We start from the raw sequence: 19,658 nt of genomic DNA, 5'->3' as shown, positions 1-19,658 counted from the left end.
CGCGGTGAAGGGCGGCACGACGCTCGGCCCCGCCGTCAGGCGGTGCTGTAGGTGATGAGCTCCTCGCCCGTGCCGACCAGGCGGAGGCCGGCGTTCACCAGGACGCGGGCCGACGCCGGGTTGGACGGTTCCACGGTCGCGACGACCTTGTCCACGCCGGGCGCGGTCAGGGCGAACGCCACGATCGCGCGGGCGGCCTCGGTGGCGTACCCGCGGCGCCGGCGGGACGGGACGATGCCGTAACCGAACTCGACGGCCCCGTCGGCGGGCGGCCAGAACAGGCCGACGGCGCCGACCACCAGGCCGGTGGACCGTTCGATGATCTGGCGCTGGCCGTGCTCGCCGAACGCGGACGGGTGTTCGGCGATGAAGCCGGCGATGGCGAGGTCGCCTTCGGCGGGGAAGTCGTCCGCCCAATGGGCGAGCCTGCCGCCGGACACGACGACGGAGATCTCGCCGGGCGTCCACGGCCGCAGGACGAGACGGTCCGTGGTCAGATCCGCGTGGGTCAGGTCGGCGTTGGCCGGGTCTGAGTCGGGCAGGCCTGATGTGGTCAGGTCGGAAGAAGACAAGTCTGGCTCCTGGTCGTTCTGGACGACCGGGCCGCGCTCAACCGCGGGCGGCCCGGACAAGGGCGTGCTGAAGAAGCGCCACGCGGGCCATATTCATCAACCTCCCCTGTCGCAGGAACGCCGCAGAGCGTACTACGACCGGCCCACCTAGTGCGACCGGTCTCCGCCTGTTGCGACGGGCCCGAGCGTCCGCGGCGGTGATGGTGCCCGCGGCGGTCAAGGAACCCGGAAGCCGCGGAACGTCACGTGCCCCCGGGTCTTGAAGCCGAGCCGTTCGTAGAGCGCGATCGCCGGGGTGTTCGTCTCGGCCACGTGCAGGAAGGGACGTTCGTTCCGGGCCGCGATGCGCGTCGCGAGCGCGCGGATCAGGCGTGCGGCGTGGCCACGCCCGCGCGCCTCGGGGGCGGTGCAGACGGTGCTGATCTCCGTCCATCCCGGAGGCCGGAGCCGTTCGCCCGCCATCGCCACCAGTGCGCCTTCGTCGCGGATGCCGACATAGGCGCCGAGTTCGCGGGTGCGCGGCCAGAACGGCCCCGGTCGGGTCCGTGCGACGAGGTCGAGCATCTCGGGAACGCTGTCCGCGCCCAGTTCCACCACGCCGGTCTCGCTTTCGCCGCTCCCGGACCAGACCATCTGGAGGCCTTCGAGAACGAAGACCGGCTCCCAGTCCGGCGGCGGGGCCGCCGGACTGCTGAACATGTCGGCGAGTTCGCCTCGGCCGAGCAGCCGGGCGAGGTCGGCCCACTCCGCCGGGCCCGGGTCGGCGGACACCGTCGAGAAGGTCGAGACCTCCGGCCGGTAGGTGGCGGCCCGGCCGACCCGGCGGGCAAGGTGCGCGTGGTGACCGCGAAGCGACTCGCCCACGGGGTCGTCGAGGGCGACGTCGTCCCGGTCCGCCATGGTGCGGTACCTCCCAGGCCGTGCGTGAGGATCAGCGCCCTGGATGCTAGTCGGCGGGGATGTAGGGCGGGGCGACGCCCCAGCCCCAGTGGGGCATGGGGGCTTCGAGGGGCGGCTCGGCGCCCGGCTGGGAGTTGGCGAGGGCGATGCGGGTGCCCCACTCGAGGTAGGACGCGAACGCGGCGCGGAACTCCGGGTCGTCCGGGAGGGCGACCTCGTCCGCCGCGTCCATGAGGAGCGAGACCCAGCGGCGGCGCTGCGCCTCGGTGATGGACTTGCCGAGGTGATGGCTCACCATGTGGTGGTAGCCGCCGCGCTCGCGGCTGTAGCGCGCGGGCCCGCGGAAGACCTCGCCGAGCCACGCCGCGACCCACTTCGGGTGGTCCGGGGACATGTGCTCGAAGAGGGGGCGCAGCAGGTCGTCCTTGAGGACGATCGTGTAGAAGTGCTCGGTGAGCCGCTCCAACGCCTCGCTCCCGCCCGCCCAGTCGTACATGGTCGGGACGGACGACCCGGCGCCGCGCACCGCCGTCCGCTCGTAGTGCCGCATCTCCTCGATCTGCTGGACGTACGGCTTGATCTCGGCGAAGAACGCGGGGAAGTGCTCGCCGCCCCGGAAGCCCCGCATGTGGCCGTCGGCCGACGTCCAGCAGATGCGCAGGATGTAGGACGACGGCTCGTCGACGCACCTGGACAGCTCGTAGTCCACGCACTCGGAGGCGGCGGCGAGGGGGACGGAGGCCCGCGCGTAGGCGGCCTCGAAGTCCTCCGCGTCCTGCGGCTCGATGCGGTAGCGGATGTACTCGACGATCATTGTGCCCCCAGGCTGCTTCCGGTCGGATTATCACTGTAATCCTGTAATCATCCGACCGGAAGCGAAAAGATCAATCCTGGGTGGGCGAGCGGCGGAACCAGGCGACGGCGCCCGCCGCGGCCGCGAGGACCAGGGCGATCAGACCGATCCAGAGCCAGCCCGACGAGCCCCCGGAATCCCCGGTGGAGACGAGGTTCGTCCGGACCGGGGAGGGTGCGGGGGGCTGGGCGGCCCCGGACGAGCCCTGCACGGTGAACGTGTAGGTGCCCTCGACCGGATGGCCGTCCGACGCGACGACGCGCCACCCCACGGTGTACTTCCCGTTGGGCAGCGTGCCGCCGACGGCCTGGGTGACCTTGTTGTCGACCGCCTGCGCCGACCCGGCCTGGTACTGCTTGCGCGACCCGTCGGTCACGACCACGCGCGGCAGCCGTACCGGGTCGGCGTACGTCAGGACGATCTGGGACGGGGCCGCGACCGTCGAGTCCTTCGCCGGGCTCGCCGACGTCAGCGTCGTGTGCGCCGACGCCGGGACCGCGGTCGTCGCCAGGACGGCCGCGAACGCCGCGGCACCGGCGGCCCCGCGCAGCGCCGCCCGGGTCATGCCCGGCTCCGCGCCCGGGTCACGCCGTAGGCGCCGACCGCGATGCCGACCACGCCGACGGCGATGCCGATGCCGCCGAGCAGCCGGGCCGTCCCGTCGTCAGGCGACGCGGACGACGTCGCGGCGGCGGGCTTCACCTGCGCGGTCATGCCGGTCGTCGCCGTCGAGCCCTGGGGGAGGAGCTTCAGCACCGGCGAGGGGTGCTCCGGCTCGTCGGCCCCTTCGGCCGGGGGCTCCTCCCACTTGACGACCTCGCCGCCGGAGTACGTCTGGTCGGCCGTGAACACGAGCTGGTCGGTGTCGGTGGGCAGCGGCCCCATCGAGACGTCGAACTCCTCGAACCGGCCCGGCTCGATCTTGCCGCCGCTCCAGGTGATCTTCGTGACGGCCTCGGTCAGCTCGCCGCCCTCGGTCTTCACCGGCTTCGGCAGCCTCGACTTGTCCACCTTCACCGTCCAGCCGGGCAGCGGCCGGACCGACACCGACGACAGCGGGTGGTCGGTCGGCAGGTTCACCACGAGCTTGGTGGTGGAGGCGTCGTCGCGCTCGTTCGGCACGCGGAACGAGACCTTGGAGTACGAGCCCTGCTCGGCGGTCCTGGGGTTGACCGTGACGTGCGCGGACGCCGCCGCGGCCAGGCCGATCACGGACAGGGAGGCGAGGGACGCGACGGCGCCGGCGCGCCGGGCATGCGGAAGGAAGCGCATTGCGGAACTCCGTTCGAGACGTACGGGAATGGCCGGGCGCCGAGAACCGGCGTCCGGTGACGTACGGCGCTCCGGCTCAGGAGTGAGCGAGCGCCCTCGAACGCCGCGGCGGACCCCGCCGGACGACCTGGTGCCGCAGGGCGCGTCCGGTGGCCGTGACGGCGGCCGCCGCGGGCACCGTCCGGAGGGGGCGGGCCGGAGGCTCGGCCGGTTCCACGGCGAGCAGGGCCAGTAGCAGCCGGATCGGACGGTCCGCGAGGGCGGCGATCCGCCGGGCGAGCGACCACGCGGCCCGCTCGCCGCGCCGCAGCCACCACGCGGCCACCAGCGCGGCCGTGCAGTGCGCGAGCGTCATCACCAGGCCGTTGCCGCCGTGGGCGGCGGGGACCGCGACGGGTTCCACGGCGCCCGTCATGGCGGCGTGCGCCTCGGGCGCGTGGTGGGACGCGGCCGCCGCGGTGAACAGCGTGTGCAGGGCGAACTGCCCGCCGAGGAGCCCGCCCAGGATCGTCGCGAGCGAGCGCTCATGGCCCGCCAGCATCAGCGTCACGCCGAGGACGGCGCCGAAGCCCGTGAGCGCCGCCCAGGCCGGCACCGCCGCGCCGCCCGCCAGGACGTGCCCGAGGGTCGCCAGCGTCGCGCACACGGTGGCGAACACCACCGCGCGGGCGGGCCGGAACAGCGGCTGCGGCGCATGGGGGCTCATGACGGCCCCCATCGTCCCATCCGCGGCGCGCTCTGCCCAGCCGCCCCCGAACATCCGCCGACACGCCCAACATCTTGGGGTTGTGCGTTGATCGTCGACTAGATGTAGGGTTCAGTCCCGTGCTGGTCCGCCCCCGCCGCTCGCGGCGGGGGCGGCGTGAGAGGGAACCCGGTGGGAATCCGGGACTGCCCCGCAGCGGTGAGCGGGAACGACCGCCGTCATCGAGCACTGGGCCCGGCGGCCCGGGAAGCGACGGCCAGTAGGACGCCTCGGGAGAGGCGGTGCCCGCGAGTCCGAAGACCTGCCCGCACGCGAGACCGGGAGACCGGCCTCATCGGGGTTCCGGGTCCGTCCCGGATCGACACGTCCAGGCCTCGCGGGTGGGCCGGGGACGGAGCGCGGCCGACCGCCGCGCGCCGTTCGCATGCCTCCGCGAGGCGGCATGCGAGGGGAGATGCACGTGACACAGGTTCTGGCCGCGCCGCCGGCGGAGATCGCCATCGAGGTCGAGGCGGCCTGCGAGGGGGTACCGGGCGCCGAGGCCGGACGGGTGCTGGCCGCGGTCCGGTCCGCGGACGGGCTGGACGCGACGGCCCTGCGGGACCTCGCGATCGGGGAGGCCGCCGCGCTCATCCCCGCCGATCCCGGGTACTCCAAGGCCGCGGCGCGGCTGCTCGGCGGCCGGATCCGGGACGAGGCCGCGGCCGCCGGCGTCCGGACGTTCGCCGGGTCCGTCGCCGCCGCGCACCGGGAGGGCCTCCTGGCGGACGACCTGGCCGCCTTCGTCGCCGCCAACGCGGTGGCCCTCGACGCGCTCATCGACGACGGGGCCGACGACCGCTTCGAGTACTTCGGGCTCCGGACGGTCTACGACCGGTACCTGCTCAGGCATCCGCGGTCGCGGCTCGTCCTGGAACGGCCGCAGCACTTCTTCCTCCGGGTGGCCTGCGGCCTCGTCTTCCCCGGCGAATTCCCCGACGATGTCGGGCCGGAAGGTGCGGAGGGCCGACCCCCCACGGGCGACACCGCGACCGTGGACGAGGCCGCCGAGCTGTACGCGCTGCTCAGCACCCTGTCGTACCTGCCCAGCTCGCCCACGCTCTTCAACTCCGGGGCCCGCCGCCCGCAGCTCTCGTCGTGCTTCCTGCTCGACTCGCCGCGCGACGAGCTGGAGTCCATCTACGACCGGTACGGCCAGGTCGCGCGGCTCAGCAAGTACGCGGGCGGCATCGGCATCTCCTGGTCGCGGGTGCGGTCGCGGGGCTCGCTGATCCGGGGCACGAACGGGCACTCCAACGGGATCGTCCCGTGGCTGCGCACGCTCGACTCGTCCGTCGCCGCCGTCAACCAGGGCGGCCGCCGCAAGGGCGCGGCGTGCGTGTACCTGGAGCCGTGGCACGCCGACGTCGAGGAGTTCCTGGAGCTGCGCGACAACACCGGCGAGGACGCGCGCCGCGCCCACAACCTCAACCTGGCCAACTGGATCCCGGACGAGTTCATGCGCCGCGTCGAGGCCGACGCGGCGTGGTCGCTGTTCGACCCCAAGGAGGTCCCCGAGCTGGTCGACCTGTGGGGCGACGAGTTCGACGCGGCCTACCGGGCGGCGGAGCGGGAGGGACGGTTCGTCCGCCAGGTCCCGGCCCGCAAGCTGTACGGACGCATGATGCGGACGCTCGCCGAGACGGGCAACGGCTGGATGACGTTCAAGGACGCCGCCAACCGCGCCTGCAACCAGACCGCCGAGCCGGGCAAGGTCGTCCACCTGTCCAACCTCTGCACGGAGATCCTGGAGGTGACGGGCGACGGCGAGGCGGCCGTCTGCAATCTCGGATCGGTGAACCTGGCCGCGCACGTGGGGCCGTCCGGCGTCGACTGGGAGCGGCTCCGGTCGACGGTCCGCACCGCGGTCCGGTTCCTGGACCGCACCATCGACCGGGGCTTCTACCCCACGCCCGAGGCGGAGACGGCCAACCGCAAGTGGCGCCCGGTCGGGCTGGGCGTGATGGGCCTCGCGGACGTGTTCTTCACGCTGCGCCTGCCGTTCGACTCCGACGAGGCGCGCGAGCTGTCGACCCGCGTCGCCGAGGAGATCGCGCTGGCCGCCTACAACGCGTCGGCCGACCTCGCCGCCGCCCACGGCCCGCTGCCCGCCTATGCCGCGACCCGCACCGCGCGCGGCCTGCTCCACCTGGACCACTTCCCGGACGCGGCGCCGTCCCGTCCCGCCGACTGGGACGCGCTCCGCGCCCGCGTCGCGGAGGTCGGCCTGCGCAACTCGCTGCTCGTCGCGATCGCGCCGACCGCGACGATCGCCTCCATCGCCGGCTGCTACGAGTGCATCGAGCCGCAGGTGTCCAACCTGTTCAAGCGCGAGACTCTGTCCGGCGAGTTCCTCCAGATCAACCGCTACCTGGTGGAGGACCTGAAGTCGCTCGGGCTGTGGACGCCGGCCGTCCGCGAGGCGGTCAAGAAGGCGAACGGGTCCGTCCAGGGGCTCGTCGACCTGCCGGAGGAGATGCTGTCGCTCTACCGGACGGCCTGGGAACTGCCGCAGAGGGCGCTCATCGACCTCGCCGCCGCCCGCACCCCCTACATCGACCAGTCGCAGTCGCTGAACCTGTTCATGGAGACGCCGACGATCGGCAAGCTCTCCTCGATGTACGCCTACGCGTGGCGGGCCGGGCTCAAGACGACGTACTACCTGCGGTCCCGTCCGGCGACGCGGATCGCGCAGACGACGGTCGCCGCGGCCGTCTGCTCCCTGGAGAACCCCGAGACCTGCGAGGCGTGCCAGTGACCGTGCGAGAGGAAGGGCACAGGGGAGAGGAAAGGCGGGGCATGCTCCTCGATCCCGGAATGGACCTGACGCTGCGGCCGATGCGCTACCCGGACTTCTACGAGCGGTACCGGGCCGCGATCCGCAACACCTGGACGGTCGAGGAGGTCGACCTCGCCTCCGACATGGCGGACCTCGCACGGCTCACGCCCGCCGAGCTGCACCTCGTCAACCGGCTCGTCGCGTTCTTCGCCACCGGCGACTCGATCGTGGCGAACAACCTCGTGCTCAACCTCTACAAGCACGTGAACGCGCCGGAGGCCCGGCTCTACCTGTCGCGGCAGCTATATGAGGAGGCCGTGCACGTACAGTTTTATCTGACCCTCCTGGACACCTACCTGCCCGATCAGGACGAGCGCGTCAAGGCGTTCGCGGCGATCGAGCACATCCCGTCCATCCGGGCCAAGGCGGAGTTCTGCTTCCGCTGGATCGACTCGCTCGGCTCCCTGGACGAGCTCCGCGGCGCCGCCGACCGCAGGGCGTTCCTGCTGAACCTCATCTGCTTCGCGGCCTGCATCGAGGGGCTGTTCTTCTACGGCGCGTTCGCCTACGTGTACTGGCTCCGGTCGCGCGGCCTGCTGAACGGTCTCGCGTCCGGGACGAACTGGGTCTTCCGGGACGAGTCAATGCACATGGAGTTCGCGTTCTCCGTGGTCGACACCGTAAGGGCGGAGGAACCCGGCCTGTTCGACGCGGAGCTGACGGCCCAGGTCACCAGGATGATCGAGGAGGCCGTCCAGGCGGAGCTGGCGTTCGCCCGCGACCTGTGCGGGGACGGCCTGCCCGGCATGAGCGCGGACGACATGCGCGCCTACCTCGAGTACGTCGCGGACCAGCGGCTCGTCCGGCTCGGCCTGCCCGCCCGCTACGGCACCGCCAACCCGTTCGCGTTCATGGAGTTGCAGGACGTCCAGGAGCTGTCCAACTTCTTCGAGCGCCGCGTTTCGGCCTACCAGATCGGCGTCGAGGGGACCGTCGCGCTCGACGAGGCGTTCTGAACCTTTCGGAACGGGCAGTCGTTGAACCGTGAAGACAAGGCCGAGGAGGAAGAACATGCCTTCCGTCATCGACCGCATCATGCGGTTCGCCCGGAGCCCGCAGGGCCGCAAGGCGCGTGCCCGGGCGGAACGGCTCGCCCGGGACCCGCGCACCCAGGCGAAGATCCGAGGACTGCTGTCGCGCGGACGCGGCGGCGGGCGCCGCCGCCACTGACCCCCGACCGCGCCCCGACCGAGCCCACCGCACCCGAGATCCCGACCCGCACCGAGACCGGACCCGTCCCCGCAACCGGGGGCGGGTCCGGTCCGTGTTGCGCAATGGACGTAACTGCGAATCATTTGCAATAGTGGCCTCATGGCCGACTACACGCTTCCCGACCTGCCCTACGACTACGCCGCACTGGAGCCGGCGATCACCGGCGAGATCCTGGAGCTGCACCACTCCCGGCACCACGCCGCCTACGTCAAGGGCGCCAACGACACGCTGGAGAAGCTCGCCGAGGCGCGCGACAAGGAGCAGTACGGCGGGCTGGTCGGCCTGGAGAAGACGTTCGCGTTCAACCTCTCCGGCCACGTGCTGCACTCGATCTTCTGGGACAACCTGTCGCCGGACGGCGGCGACCGCCCGGACGGCGAACTGGCGGCGGCCATCGACGAGCATTTCGGCGCGTTCGAGGCGTTCCAGAAGCAGCTCACGGCGGCGACCTCCACCGTGCAGGGCTCCGGCTGGGGCGTCCTCGCATGGGAGCCCCTCGGCGAGCGCCTCGTCGTCGAGCAGGTCTACGACCACCACGGCAACATCGGCATGAACACGACGCCGCTGCTGGTGTTCGACGCCTGGGAGCACGCCTACTACCTGCAGTACCGCAACGTCCGCCCGGACTACGTGGAGAAGCTCTGGTCGCTCGTGAACTGGACGGACGTGAAGGCCCGCTTCGACGCGGTCCGCACGGGCTCCTCCCGATAGACGGCGGCGTCCGCGCGGCGCCGCTGAGGGGGCGGCGTTCACCTGGCCGGGATCGTGCTCAGAACCTTTCCCCGCGGCCTGGTGAACGCCGCTTCCGCCTTGCCGGCCGCGCGACCCGCTCGGCACGAGCGGTTGGGCGTGCGCCCTCACGCACCCGGCCGAGATTTTGCACGGTCACCGTTGTGCCAGGGCGGTGCGGCGCCACCGCTGCCCCGCCCCTAGTCTGCTCCTCATGACCGGCGAGTACCTGTACTGGGAGAACGTCCCGACGCGGTGGAAGGACAACGACGTCTACGGGCACGTCAACAACGTCGTCCACTACTCGCTGATGGACACCGTCATCAACGAGTGGATGATCCGGACCGCCGGCTTCGACCCCGCGGCCTCCGGCTCGATCGCGCTCTGCGTCGAGTCCCACTGCGAGTACAAGGCCGAGGCGGCCTTCCCCGACACGATCCGCGTCGGGCTGCGCGTCGGCAAGCTGGGCCGCTCCAGCGTCCGCTGGGAGATCGGCATGCTGCGGGGGTCGGACGGCGCGCTCATCGCCGAGGGCCACTTCGTGCACGTCTTCGTCGACCGGGACACCCGCCGCCCGGTCGAGATCACCGGAACGGTCCGCTCCGAGATGCAGAAGCTGCTGGCCGCATGACCGCCACCCGCGCCGCCGTCCTCGTCGAGTCGGGCCGTCCCGCCCCGTACGCCGCGTCCCGCCCCCTGGAGATCGCCGACCTGCGCCTCGACCCGCCCGGCCAGGGCGAGCTCCTGGTCCGGATCGGCGCCGCGGGGCTCTGCCACTCCGACCTGTCCGTCATCAACGGGTCCCGGCCGCGGCCCCTGCCGATGGCCCTCGGGCACGAGGCCGCGGGCGAGGTCGTGGAGACCGGGCCGGGCACCGAGTTCGCGCCCGGCGACCACGTCGTGCTCGCGTTCGTCCCGGCGTGCGGGCACTGCGAGCGCTGCGTCGCCGGACGTCCCGCCCTCTGCGGGCCGGGCGCCCAGGCCAACGGCGCCGGGACCCTGCTCGGCGGCGGCCGGCGGTTCCGCGCCCCGGACGGCACGCGCCCGCACCACCACCTCGGCGTCTCGGCGTTCTCCGAGTACACCGTCGTCTCGTCCCGCTCCGCCGTGAAGATCGACCGCGACCTGCCCTTCGACGTCGCCGCGCTGTTCGGCTGCGCGGTCCTCACCGGCGCCGGCGCCGCCCTCCACAGCGCCGCCGTCGCGCCGGGCGACACCGTCGCCGTGTTCGGCCTCGGCGGCGTCGGCCTGTCCGCCGTCCTCGCCGCCAAGGCCGCCGGAGCCTCCACCGTCCTCGCCGTGGACGTCGTCGCCTCCAAGCGCGACCTCGCCGAGCGCCTCGGCGCCCGTCCCGTCGCGGGCGGCCCGGACGCCGTCGAGGCGATCCGCGACCTGACGTCCGGCGGCGCGGAGAAGGTCGTCGACACGACGGGCGTCGTCGCCGTCCTCGAACAGGCCTACGCCGCCACCCGCCCCGGCGGCACGACCGTCACCGTCGGCCTCCCCGCCCCCGGCGCGCCGCTGACCCTGCCCGCTCTCAGCCTCGTCGCCGAGGAGCGGACCCTGCGCGGCAGCTACCTCGGTTCCTGCGTCCCCCGGCGGGACGTCCCCCGCTTCATCGCCCTGTACCGCGACGGCGCCCTCCCCGTGGACGCCCTCCTGAGCGGCCGTCTCCCGCTCGACAAGATCAACACGGGTTTCGACCGTCTCCACTCCGCCGAGGCCGTCCGCCAGCTGATTACATTTCCTTGAATGAACGAAATTGCGTGCTATCGTCTTAATTCACCATTGTGGGCGAGCGATGCGGGCATGAATGAGCACTCGGCCGGGGCGTTCACGCAGGCAGCCGAAGAGCGCGCATGGGCCTCCCTCGCGAAGACCCTGGCATCAGCGGCCGTTCGCCTGGTTGGTCGTCATCGTCATGGCGGTGACCACGGCCTATTTCCAGGACACGCTCCGGGCGGTGGCCGAGGGGTGGCTGACGCCCGGTGAGGTCGCCGATTCGGTGTCCGCGGGCGACGCCATCCGGGTCGTCGACATCCACCACGACCTCGACACCGGCAACGACATCCTCGTGCCGGCGCCGAAGGGCGGCGGGAACGCGCTCTCCGCCCGCGACGCGCCGCCCGACTCGCTGGACGAGGAATGGCTCGCCGCGCACGGCGCGATCGACGTCGGCTCGTCCCGCTGGGAGATCACCGTCGAGACCCGGCGGAACGAGGACGTGGAGATCGTGGACGTCCGCCCGGTGATGGCGGCCCCGCGGTGCGGTCCGGCGCCGTCGGGCGCGCTCGTCACGAACCAGGCCGCGGGAGGAGGGGACAAGATCGCGCTCTACCTCGTGATCGACGGCCCCCGCCCGCGCCCGGTCTTCCAGCGGAACGAGGGCGGGAGGCTCTCCCCGTTCTTCGTCGGGTCCAAGGCGCGGCGGGTGACCCTGGAGAAGGGCAGGAAGGAGACGCTCGCGATCGTGGCGAGCATCGGGCACCCCGACAAGTCCACGGGGCGGGAAGGGCCGTACTGCCAGTGGAGCGTGCAGGTCGACTACATCGCGGGCGGTGGGCGCCACCGGATGTCGATCAGAGCACCGGGGAACCGGCTGTTCGCGCTCACCGGCACCCTTCCCGATGTCGCGCGGTACCAGGCCGTGTTCCTGGACGGTTTGACGTGCGCGAGGCAGCACTACACGAAGGTGTCGGCGTCCAAGTACGCCGGGCTTCTCAAGGCGTCGTCCCGGCTGGAGTGTCCGTAGGCGCGGCCACCAAGGCCGGGCGCCCGCTCCTCCGGCAGGAGAAGGCGACGGCCAGCCCGACGAGCCAGCCCCAGACGACGCCGAACCGCATCGCGAAGGGCAGGATGAGCGTCACCTGCGTCCCGAAGCCGATGCCGTCATTCGTCAGGCGGGACAGCGCCGCATGGAAGATCGCGGTCAGCGCGCCGGTGAGAACGATGACCGACCAGCCGAAGAGGAACGCGTACAGGGTGCCGTGGCGCGCCCCCGGTTCCAGTGCCGAGACGACCTTCCACAGCATCAGCCACAGCAGCACGAGGAAAACGAGCGCCACGACGGTCGACACAGGCCAACTCTCGCTGATGCCGGAATAGAGCATCAATTTTTCGCCGTCCTTGGGGGCGAGCCAGTCGTCGACCACATTCGGCGGTGGCTTCGGCCGCAGTCTCGGATAGAGCGAGATGTTCGACAGTGCCTTGGGCAGCGAGATCCGGCCATCGCCGGGGGAGACGAATGGCGTGGCGCCGCCGACAAGGGCCAGGCATACCGCGGGAATGACGCCGACGGTGGCGACGTGGCGCGCTCGTCCCGGCAGGTCGCCCACGGTTCTCGCGAGCACGCCGGGGGTGTCGCCGGGCAGCCTCGCCCGCCAGACGCGGTGGGCCGTGTAGAGGCCGATCAGCGGGAGCCCGATCCACAGCGACATGCCGACACCCGCGAACATCCCGTCGGAAGACCAGAAGTGGCGGTCCCACCGCGTGTCGATATGGATCGCCGGCGAAACGCCTGACACGTCGTCCGCCCCGGAGACGATCACGATCGTCAGCGCCGCCACCTCGCCGGCTCCGAAGGCCAGCATCACCACGCTCGTCCAGCGAAGGAGGGCGTTGACGAGGCTCGTCCTGGCCGTGACGGAGCGGGCGGTGAGATAGACGAGCGCGGCGGTCAGCAGGTAGACGCCCAGTCGAAGCGGCCAGATCCACGGTGCCAGATGGGGGCCGACGGCGTCGTTCGGCGTCATGGGCGCGAAGAAGGAGAAGACCCGGAAGACGGGATTGTCGCCGTAGCGGAAGGCGGTCAGGCGCGGCGGGATGTGCGCGGCCGTGTCCGCTTGCGTGATCGATAAGCACACCGCGGCGCAGACCGCCGCCGCGATGCTCCAGGAGCGTTTCACGCCTGCCTCAGGCGAGGACGTGGGTGGTGAGGAGTTGCTCGAAGTCGGCCTCGAAGGCCTCGTAGCGCGCGCGCAGGTCGGGCCCTGGCCAGTCGGCGGGCAGCAGTGACGGGGGGAGGAGCGGATCGTTCAGGAGGTGGCGCAGGATGGCCGCCGCGTAGGTGAAGCGCTCGGCGATCGCGGTCGCCCCGGCCAGGGCGGTGCGCAGGGCGTCGGCCTTGGCCGTCCAGGCGTCCAGGTCCCAGAGGGAGGCGGCCAGGGCGGCGGGGTCGTCCTCGGGGCGGCCCGTGAGGAAGGTGCACTGGCGGACGACGGGCTCGGGCCGCGGGCGCGTCAGGTTCGCCGGGCGCAGCCAGGTGCCCTCCCGCAGCTCGGCGAGCCGCAGCGTCGACATGGCCTGGCGCAGCGCCGCGCGGTCGGCGGCGGGACGGCGCTCGGCGGTGATGACGGCGATCTCCCAGGCGCCGTCCCACGGCCGGGTCGGGGGGAGGCGGGCCTCGTCCTGGCGGGCCTGGCGGGCGAGGAGGCGCTCGGTGAGGGCGTAGGTCCCGCCGGCCTGGACGAGGTCGCCGGCGGCGACCATGCGCGAGAGGGCCACCCGGATCGTCCCCTCCGCGATGCCGAAGAGGTCGCCGACGCGGACGAGGTAGCGGGCCGGGAGGCGGGGCGGGTGGACGCCCAGCAGCGTGCTCAGGACGACGGACCGAGCGGTGAGCGGGCGAATCTCCAGGCTGTCCATGGCTGGTGGTGACCCTACCCGGGAGGGAGGGTGGCCTCATCCTCAGATTACAGTCTTTTTGTCGCGTGAGCTATAAGTGTAATGTCGGGTCATGGCGTCTTACCTCATCGAGTCGTTCGACCGGTTGCCGTTCGGGGGCGCGGATAAGGCGCGCCGCTACGCCACCGAGCGCTACCGGGGCGCGGCCGGCCGCAACTGGTACGACTGCGACCCCACACTGCGGTTCCTCATGCGGCGGCATCTGGGGGACGGTTTCGGCTGGGCCGAGCCCCGCCTCAGGGAGATGGGCGCGCTGATGGGCGGGCCGATCGCCGAGCGGGCCGAGGAGACGGACCGCAACCCGCCGCGCCTGGAGAAGTACGACCGGTGGGGACGCGACATCAGCGAGGTCGTCATGCCGCCCTCGTTCGAGGCGGCGCGCCGGGACATCGTGGCGACCTCGTTCACCCGGCCCGACTTCGTGGCCGAGGCCAGGCGCGGCGGCGTCGACCCCGCGCCGATGGGCGTGGCCTGGAGCTACCTGCTCGACCAGGCCGACATCGGCATGGCGTGCGCGCTCGGCACCGGCGGCGACATGGTCGTGGGGCTGACGGAGATGTTCGCGCCGGACGACGTCAAGGCACGGGTGCGGGAACTGTTCGCGGCGGGGGAGATGTCCGGCGAGGCCGCGCAGTTGCTCACCGAGCGGTCGGGCGGCTCGGATCTCGGAGCGCTGGAGTCGACCGCGTCCAGGGAGGGGGACGCCTGGCGCCTCAACGGGTTCAAGTGGTTCGCCTCCAACGCGGGCGGCTCGGCGTTCGTGGTGCTGGCCAAGCCGGAGGGGGCCGTGGACGGGGTCCGGGGCATCGCGCCGTTCCTCGTGCTGCGGGAGCGGCGGGACGGCTCGCGCAACGGCGTCCGGATCCGGCGGCTCAAGGACAAGCTCGGCACGCGGTCGGTGGCGTCGGCCGAGATCGAGTTCATCGACGCCGAGGCGTTCCTGCTGGCCCCGGCGTCGAGCGCGGGAGAGGGCGGGGACGGCAGGGGCCTGGCCCGCATGATGGAGCTGACCAACGGCGCCCGGCTCGGCATCTCCATGATGGGCCTCGGCTGCGCGCGGCGGGCCCTCGTCGAGTCGCTCTGCTACGCGCGGGCGCGTGAGGCGTTCGGCACGTCGCTCGGGGCGCAGCCGCTCATGCGCCGCAAGCTCGCCGAGCTGATCGTGGAGACCGAGGCCGTGCAGGCGCTCGTGTTCGACGGCTACCTGGGACGTCCCCGGCTGCGCCTGGGGGCCGCGCTCATCAAGCTGCGGGCCGCCCGGCTGGGCGTGACGGCCGCGAGCGACGCCATCGAGATCCACGGCGGGAACGGCTACATCGAGCAGTGGCCGGTCGCGCGGATCCTCCGGGACGCGCAGGTCAACCCCATCTGGGAGGGCGGCGACAACATCCTGTGCCTGGACGTCCGCCGCGCCATCGAGCGGCAGGAGGCGCACGAGCCGTTCCTCGAACGGCTCGCCCAGGGCCTCCAGGAGGCGCCCAGCGGGGACGACGAGACGGCCGCGCTGGTCGGGCAGAGCATCGGGCATCTCCGCGAGGCCATCGAGAAGTGGCGCGGGCTCGACAGGACCCTGGCCGAAGCCCGCCTCTACCCGCTCGCCCAGTACATGGCCGACGTGTACGCGGCGGCGCTGCTGCTGGAGCAGGCCGGATGGGAGCGCGCCGATTCCGGCGAGGACCGCAAGGCGCTGGTCGCGCGCCTCTACGCTCGGAGACACCTCGCCGACCCCGGTCCGCTGCGGGGCATCGACGACCCGGCGGACGACCTCGAACGCTTCGAGGACCTGGCGGACGGCGCGTTCACCGACGACTAGCCAGCTGGGGAGGCCGCGTGGCGGTACGGATCGAGCGGGACGGCCCGGTGACCACGGTGGTGATGTCCCGCCCGGCGACGCGCAACGCCGTGGACGGGCCGACGGCGCGCGAGCTGGCCGCCGCGTTCCGCGCGTTCGACGCGGACGACGGCGCGAGCGTCGCGGTGCTGTGGGGCGAGGGCGGGGCGTTCTGCTCCGGCGCCGACCTCACCTCGGTCGGCACCGACCGAGGCCCGCGCCTGGACCCGCCCCCGGCCGACGGGCCGCTCGGCTGCACGCGGATGCGCCTGTCGAAGCCGGTCATCGCGGCGGTCGCGGGCCACGCCGTCGCCGGGGGCCTGGAGCTGGCGCTGTGGTGCGATCTGCGTGTCGCCGAGGAGACGGCCACGTTCGGGGTCTACTGCCGGCGCTGGGGCGTCCCGCTGGTCGACGGCGGGACGGTCCGGCTCCCGCGGCTGATCGGCGCGAGCCGCGCCATGGACCTGATCCTCACCGGACGGCCCGTGGACGGGCGGGAGGCGTTCGAGATCGGCCTCGCCAACCGGCTCGTCCCGCTGGGGAAGGCGCGGGAGGCGGCCGAGGAACTGGCGGCCGGGCTGGCCCGTTTCCCGCAGACCTGCCTGCGGGGCGACCGGCTGTCGTCGCTGGAGGCGGAGGGCCTCGCCGAGGACGAGGCGATCGCCGCCGAGTACCGCCACGGCCTGGCCTCCATGGAGGATGCGATCAAGGGCGCCGGACGGTTCGCGAGCGGCCGCGGCCGGCACGGCGACTTCACCGACATCTGAGCCCGCCGTCCGCCGCCCGTGCCCGCCGGCACGACCCCGTTCGACATCAGCCGTAGATCGTTGACCGAATGCAATTCGGGACCGTAGGTTCCTGAGGGGCGGCCGCCGTGACCGAGGAGAGCGAAGCGATGACGCTGACCGTGGAGGAGGCGGGCCTGGCGCTCGCCGACCCGAAGGCCTACGCCGACGACCGGCGGTTCCAGGAGTCCCTCGCGCTGCTCCGCCGCGAGTCCCCGGTGCACCGGGTGGAGGCCCCCGACTACACGCCCTTCTGGGGGATCACCAAGCACGAGGACGTCCTGGAGATCGAGCGCAACCACCAGCTCTTCCTCAACGCGCCGCGCCCGGTGCTCGGCACCGCCGAGTTCGACGCGCTCAACCGGCAGCGCGCGGAGCAGGGCATCGCGCTGCGCACGCTCGTCCACATGGACGACCCCGACCACCGGGTCATCCGGGCGATCGGCGCGGACTGGTTCCGGCCGCGCGCGATGCGGGCTCTGGAGCCGCGCGTCCGCGAGCTGGCGAAGCGGTACGTCGACCGGATGGTCGAATTCGGCGGCGAGTGCGACTTCGCGCAGGAGGTCGCCGTCCACTTCCCGCTGTATGTGATCCTGTCGCTGCTCGGCCTGCCGGAGAGCGACTTCGACCGCATGCTGAAGCTGACTCAGGAGCTGTTCGGCGGCGACGACGACGAGTTCCAGCGGGGCACGACCAACGAGGAGAAGCTCCAGGTCCTCCTGGACTTCTTCGCCTACTTCCAGGGCCTGACGGAGGAGCGCCGCAGGCACCCGACCGACGACCTCGCCTCCGCCATCGCGAACGCGCGCATCGACGGCGAGCCGCTCAACGACTTCGACACCGCGTCCTACTACGTGATCGTCGCGACCGCCGGGCACGACACCACCAGCGCGACGATCGCCGGCGGCCTGCACGCGCTCATCGAGCACCCCGACCAGATCTTGCGGCTGCGCGAGAAGCCGGAGCTGATGCCGCTCGCCGTGGACGAGATGATCCGCTGGGTCACGCCGGTGAAGGAGTTCATGCGCACCGCCACCGAGGACTACGACCTGCGCGGCGTCACGATCCGCCAGGGCGAGGCGGTGCTGCTGTCCTACCCGTCCGCGAACCGGGACGAAGAGGTCTTCGACGACCCGTTCCGCTTCGACGTCGGGCGCGACCCGAACAAGCACCTGGCGTTCGGCTTCGGCGTCCACTACTGCCTGGGCGCGGCCCTGGCCCGCATCGAGGTCCGCGCCTTCTTCGAGGAACTGCTGCCCCGCCTCGGCTCGATCGAGCTCGCCGGGGCGCCGGAGAGCATCGCCACCACCTTCGTCGGCGGCCTCAAGCGCCTCCCCATCCGCTACTCCCTCGTCTAAGGAACCCCCGGTGCAGATCGAAGCCGCGGTGCTGCGCGCCGCAGACGCCCCCTACACGATCGAGTCGCTCGACCTCGCCGACCCCGGGCCCGGCGAGATCCTCGTCAAGGTCGCGGGCGTGGGGATGTGCCACACCGACATGCTCGGCCGGATCCCCGGCGACCTCGTCACGAAGCCGGTCGTGCTCGGGCACGAGGGCTCCGGCGTGGTCGAGGCGGTCGGCCCCGGCGTCACCCGCCCCACCGTCGGCGACCACGTGGTCATGTCGTTCGACTCGTGCGGGGCGTGCGCCAACTGCCGCGCCGCCAGGCCGGGCGCCTGCCCGCAGATGACCGCGCTCAACATGCTCGCGATGCCGCTGGATGGGACGCCCCGCGCCACCGGTCCCGGCGGCGAACCCGTCCACACGCGCTGGTTCGGGCAGTCGTCGTTCGCGAGCCACGCCCTCGGGACCGCGCACAACGTCGTGCCGGTCGTCAAGGACGTCCCCCTCGACGTGCTCGGGCCGCTCGGCTGCGGCGTGCAGACCGGCGCCGGCTCCGTGCTGATCTCGCTCGGCGTCCGCGCGGGCGACAGCATCGCGGTCTTCGGCGCGGGCGCGGTCGGGCTGGCCGCCGTCATGGCCGCGCGGATCGCGGGCGCCTCCACGATCGTCGCCGTCGACCTGCACGAGTCCCGGCTCGACCTGGCCCGCGAGCTCGGCGCCACCCACGTTCTCAACGGGGCGGACGACGACATCGCGGGACAGATCCGGGCGATCTCCGGCGGCGAGGGCGTGCAGTACGCCCTCGACTCCACCGCCGTCCCCGGGGTCGTCTCGACGGCGGTGGCGTCGCTGCGCACCACCGGCGTCTGCGGCCTGGTCGGGGTCGGCGCCGCCGAATACCGGCTGGACGCGAACCTCCTGCTCATGGGGCGGACGGTCAAGGGCATCATCGAGGGCGACGCCGTCCCGCACACGTTCATCCCGCGGATGATCGAAATGTGGCGGCAGGGCCGTTTCCCGTTCGACCGGCTCGTCACGGCCTACCCGCTCGCCCAGATCAACGAGGCGGAGGCGGACACGACGTCCGGCAAGGTCGTCAAGCCCGTCCTGATCCCGTGAGCCCCCTCCCGGGGTCCTCGAAGTAGGCGGCGCTCTCGGCGTCCGCCGGGTAGTACGACTCGATGGCGACCTCGTCCAGCGTGATGTCCAGGGGAGTGCCGAACGTGGTGATGGTGGAGAACAGCCGCAGCTCCCGTCCCCCGATGCGGACGATCATCTGGATCGTGACGTCGGCATCGGCCGGCGCGTCCTCGGGACCGGGTTCCAGCAGTTCCTCGTAGAGGGCGGCGAGTCCGGGGTCGGGCGCGGCGGCGAGCTGGCGCCTGACCCGGGAGCGGAACACCGCGCGCACGTCGGACAGGTTGACGACCAGGCGGGCGAGGCCGCGCGGGTCCAGGCCGAGGCGCAGCAGGTTCACCGGCGGCCGGAGCAGCTCGGGGTCGACCTCGGCGAGAAACGGATCGACGGCGCGGTTGGTCATGACGAGGTTCCAGCGGCGGTCGAACGCCAGCGCCGGATACGGCTCGTGCGCGCGCAGCACCCGCTCGACGGCGTTCCGGGCGGCGGACAGCGCGTCGTCGTCGAGCGGCCGTTCGGCGTACCGGGGCGCGAAGCCGGCCGCGAGCAGCAGCCGGTTGCGGTCGCGCAGCGGCACGTCGAGCTGGTCCGCGAGCCGCAGCACCATGGCGGCGCTCGGGTTGGACTTTCCCGTCTCGACGAGGCTGACGTGCCGGGCCGAGATGTCGGCGGCGATCGCGAGGTCGAGCTGGCTGAGCCGCCGGCGATGCCGCCACTGCCGCAGGAGCTCCCCGACCGTGTGCATGCTCATCGAGA

The 19,658-nt window shown here is 72.4% G+C and carries 20 protein-coding genes and 1 riboswitch; of the genes, 11 read left to right on the top strand and 9 right to left on the bottom strand.

What is annotated here, in order from left to right; translation table 11 throughout:
- Positions 1 to 35 precede the first annotated feature (35 nt).
- From AB0H37_RS20685 to AB0H37_RS20660, 6 genes are all read right to left on the bottom strand, one after another.
- Positions 36 to 572: a GNAT family N-acetyltransferase gene (locus AB0H37_RS20685; RefSeq protein WP_360614436.1), complete on the bottom strand. Its 537-nt coding sequence runs from the start codon at positions 570 to 572 to the stop codon at positions 36 to 38.
- Positions 573 to 788: 216 nt separating this feature from the next.
- A complete protein-coding gene (locus AB0H37_RS20680) occupies positions 789 to 1,472 on the bottom strand; it encodes a GNAT family N-acetyltransferase (protein WP_179838095.1) in 684 nt (227 codons plus the stop codon).
- Positions 1,473 to 1,518: 46 nt separating this feature from the next.
- Positions 1,519 to 2,286 carry an antibiotic biosynthesis monooxygenase gene (locus AB0H37_RS20675; RefSeq protein WP_360614434.1) on the bottom strand — a complete coding sequence of 256 codons (768 nt, stop codon included), beginning with the start codon at positions 2,284 to 2,286 and terminating at the stop codon, positions 1,519 to 1,521.
- Positions 2,287 to 2,356: 70 nt separating this feature from the next.
- Complete coding sequence (locus tag AB0H37_RS20670) at positions 2,357 to 2,890, bottom strand: copper resistance CopC family protein (RefSeq protein WP_360614432.1); 534 nt, start codon at positions 2,888 to 2,890, stop codon at positions 2,357 to 2,359.
- Positions 2,887 to 3,597, bottom strand: coding sequence for a YcnI family protein (locus tag AB0H37_RS20665; RefSeq protein ID WP_329097790.1), 711 nt, complete (start codon positions 3,595 to 3,597; stop codon positions 2,887 to 2,889). Before AB0H37_RS20665 ends, AB0H37_RS20670 begins: the two co-directional genes overlap by 4 nt.
- Before the next feature lie 76 nt (positions 3,598 to 3,673).
- A complete protein-coding gene (locus tag AB0H37_RS20660) occupies positions 3,674 to 4,303 on the bottom strand; it encodes an MFS transporter (protein ID WP_329097791.1) in 630 nt (209 codons plus the stop codon).
- A 159-nt stretch (positions 4,304 to 4,462) separates the two neighbouring features.
- Positions 4,463 to 4,606: riboswitch (cobalamin riboswitch) on the top strand.
- A gap of 157 nt (positions 4,607 to 4,763) precedes the next feature.
- Between AB0H37_RS20660 and AB0H37_RS20655 the strand changes: the two genes are divergently transcribed.
- The 7 genes from AB0H37_RS20655 (at position 4,764) to AB0H37_RS20625 (ending at position 11,874) form a co-directional block, all read left to right on the top strand.
- Positions 4,764 to 7,100 carry a ribonucleoside-diphosphate reductase subunit alpha gene (locus tag AB0H37_RS20655; RefSeq protein WP_360614429.1) on the top strand — a complete coding sequence of 779 codons (2,337 nt, stop codon included), beginning with the start codon at positions 4,764 to 4,766 and terminating at the stop codon, positions 7,098 to 7,100.
- A gap of 41 nt (positions 7,101 to 7,141) precedes the next feature.
- A complete protein-coding gene (locus tag AB0H37_RS20650; RefSeq protein WP_360614427.1) occupies positions 7,142 to 8,137 on the top strand; it encodes a ribonucleotide-diphosphate reductase subunit beta in 996 nt (331 codons plus the stop codon).
- A gap of 55 nt (positions 8,138 to 8,192) precedes the next feature.
- Positions 8,193 to 8,351 carry a hypothetical protein gene (locus tag AB0H37_RS20645; protein WP_179838089.1) on the top strand — a complete coding sequence of 53 codons (159 nt, stop codon included), beginning with the start codon at positions 8,193 to 8,195 and terminating at the stop codon, positions 8,349 to 8,351.
- Positions 8,352 to 8,492: 141 nt separating this feature from the next.
- Entirely contained in the window at positions 8,493 to 9,104 is a 612-nt protein-coding gene (locus AB0H37_RS20640; protein WP_329097798.1) for a superoxide dismutase, read from the top strand.
- 232 nt (positions 9,105 to 9,336) lie between these two features.
- Positions 9,337 to 9,753 (top strand): thioesterase family protein, encoded by a 417-nt coding sequence (locus AB0H37_RS20635; RefSeq protein WP_179838087.1) that lies wholly within the window; start codon positions 9,337 to 9,339, stop codon positions 9,751 to 9,753.
- Positions 9,750 to 10,874, top strand: coding sequence for a zinc-dependent alcohol dehydrogenase family protein (locus tag AB0H37_RS20630; protein WP_329097800.1), 1,125 nt, complete (start codon positions 9,750 to 9,752; stop codon positions 10,872 to 10,874). The genes AB0H37_RS20635 and AB0H37_RS20630 overlap by 4 nt, the downstream gene beginning before the upstream one ends.
- Positions 10,875 to 11,049: 175 nt before the next feature.
- Positions 11,050 to 11,874, top strand: a complete 825-nt coding sequence (locus AB0H37_RS20625; protein WP_360614424.1) for a hypothetical protein — start codon at positions 11,050 to 11,052, stop codon at positions 11,872 to 11,874.
- Here AB0H37_RS20625 and AB0H37_RS20620 read toward each other — a convergent pair.
- Together AB0H37_RS20620 and AB0H37_RS20615 are read right to left on the bottom strand one after the other, a co-directional pair.
- Positions 11,843 to 12,874: a hypothetical protein gene (locus AB0H37_RS20620; RefSeq protein WP_360614423.1), complete on the bottom strand. Its 1,032-nt coding sequence runs from the start codon at positions 12,872 to 12,874 to the stop codon at positions 11,843 to 11,845. The genes AB0H37_RS20625 and AB0H37_RS20620 overlap by 32 nt on opposite strands.
- 160 nt (positions 12,875 to 13,034) lie before the next feature.
- Positions 13,035 to 13,766, bottom strand: coding sequence for a PaaX family transcriptional regulator C-terminal domain-containing protein (locus AB0H37_RS20615; protein ID WP_329097805.1), 732 nt, complete (start codon positions 13,764 to 13,766; stop codon positions 13,035 to 13,037).
- 91 nt (positions 13,767 to 13,857) lie between these two features.
- On the opposite strand from AB0H37_RS20615, the gene AB0H37_RS20610 reads away from it, so the two are divergent.
- The 4 genes from AB0H37_RS20610 (at position 13,858) to AB0H37_RS20595 (ending at position 18,884) form a co-directional block, all read left to right on the top strand.
- Positions 13,858 to 15,618, top strand: a complete 1,761-nt coding sequence (locus AB0H37_RS20610; RefSeq protein WP_360614421.1) for an acyl-CoA dehydrogenase family protein — start codon at positions 13,858 to 13,860, stop codon at positions 15,616 to 15,618.
- Between the two features lie 17 nt (positions 15,619 to 15,635).
- Positions 15,636 to 16,403, top strand: coding sequence for a crotonase/enoyl-CoA hydratase family protein (locus AB0H37_RS20605; protein WP_360614419.1), 768 nt, complete (start codon positions 15,636 to 15,638; stop codon positions 16,401 to 16,403).
- Between the two features lie 107 nt (positions 16,404 to 16,510).
- The gene (locus AB0H37_RS20600; protein WP_360614417.1) at positions 16,511 to 17,779 is read left to right on the top strand and encodes a cytochrome P450; all 1,269 of its coding nucleotides are present in this window, start codon (positions 16,511 to 16,513) and stop codon (positions 17,777 to 17,779) included.
- A gap of 10 nt (positions 17,780 to 17,789) precedes the next feature.
- A complete protein-coding gene (locus tag AB0H37_RS20595; protein ID WP_360614415.1) occupies positions 17,790 to 18,884 on the top strand; it encodes an NAD(P)-dependent alcohol dehydrogenase in 1,095 nt (364 codons plus the stop codon).
- Here the strand turns inward: AB0H37_RS20595 and AB0H37_RS20590 are convergent.
- A complete protein-coding gene (locus AB0H37_RS20590) occupies positions 18,862 to 19,653 on the bottom strand; it encodes a helix-turn-helix transcriptional regulator (protein ID WP_360614413.1) in 792 nt (263 codons plus the stop codon). The two genes, AB0H37_RS20595 and AB0H37_RS20590, sit on opposite strands and share 23 nt — an antisense overlap.
- Between the last annotated feature and the right edge of the window lie 5 nt (positions 19,654 to 19,658).

Source organism: Actinomadura sp. NPDC023710 (assembly GCF_040639875.1).
GTDB lineage: Bacteria > Actinomycetota > Actinomycetes > Streptosporangiales > Streptosporangiaceae > Spirillospora > Spirillospora citrea.
This window is presented reverse-complemented; position numbering and strand designations above follow the sequence as displayed.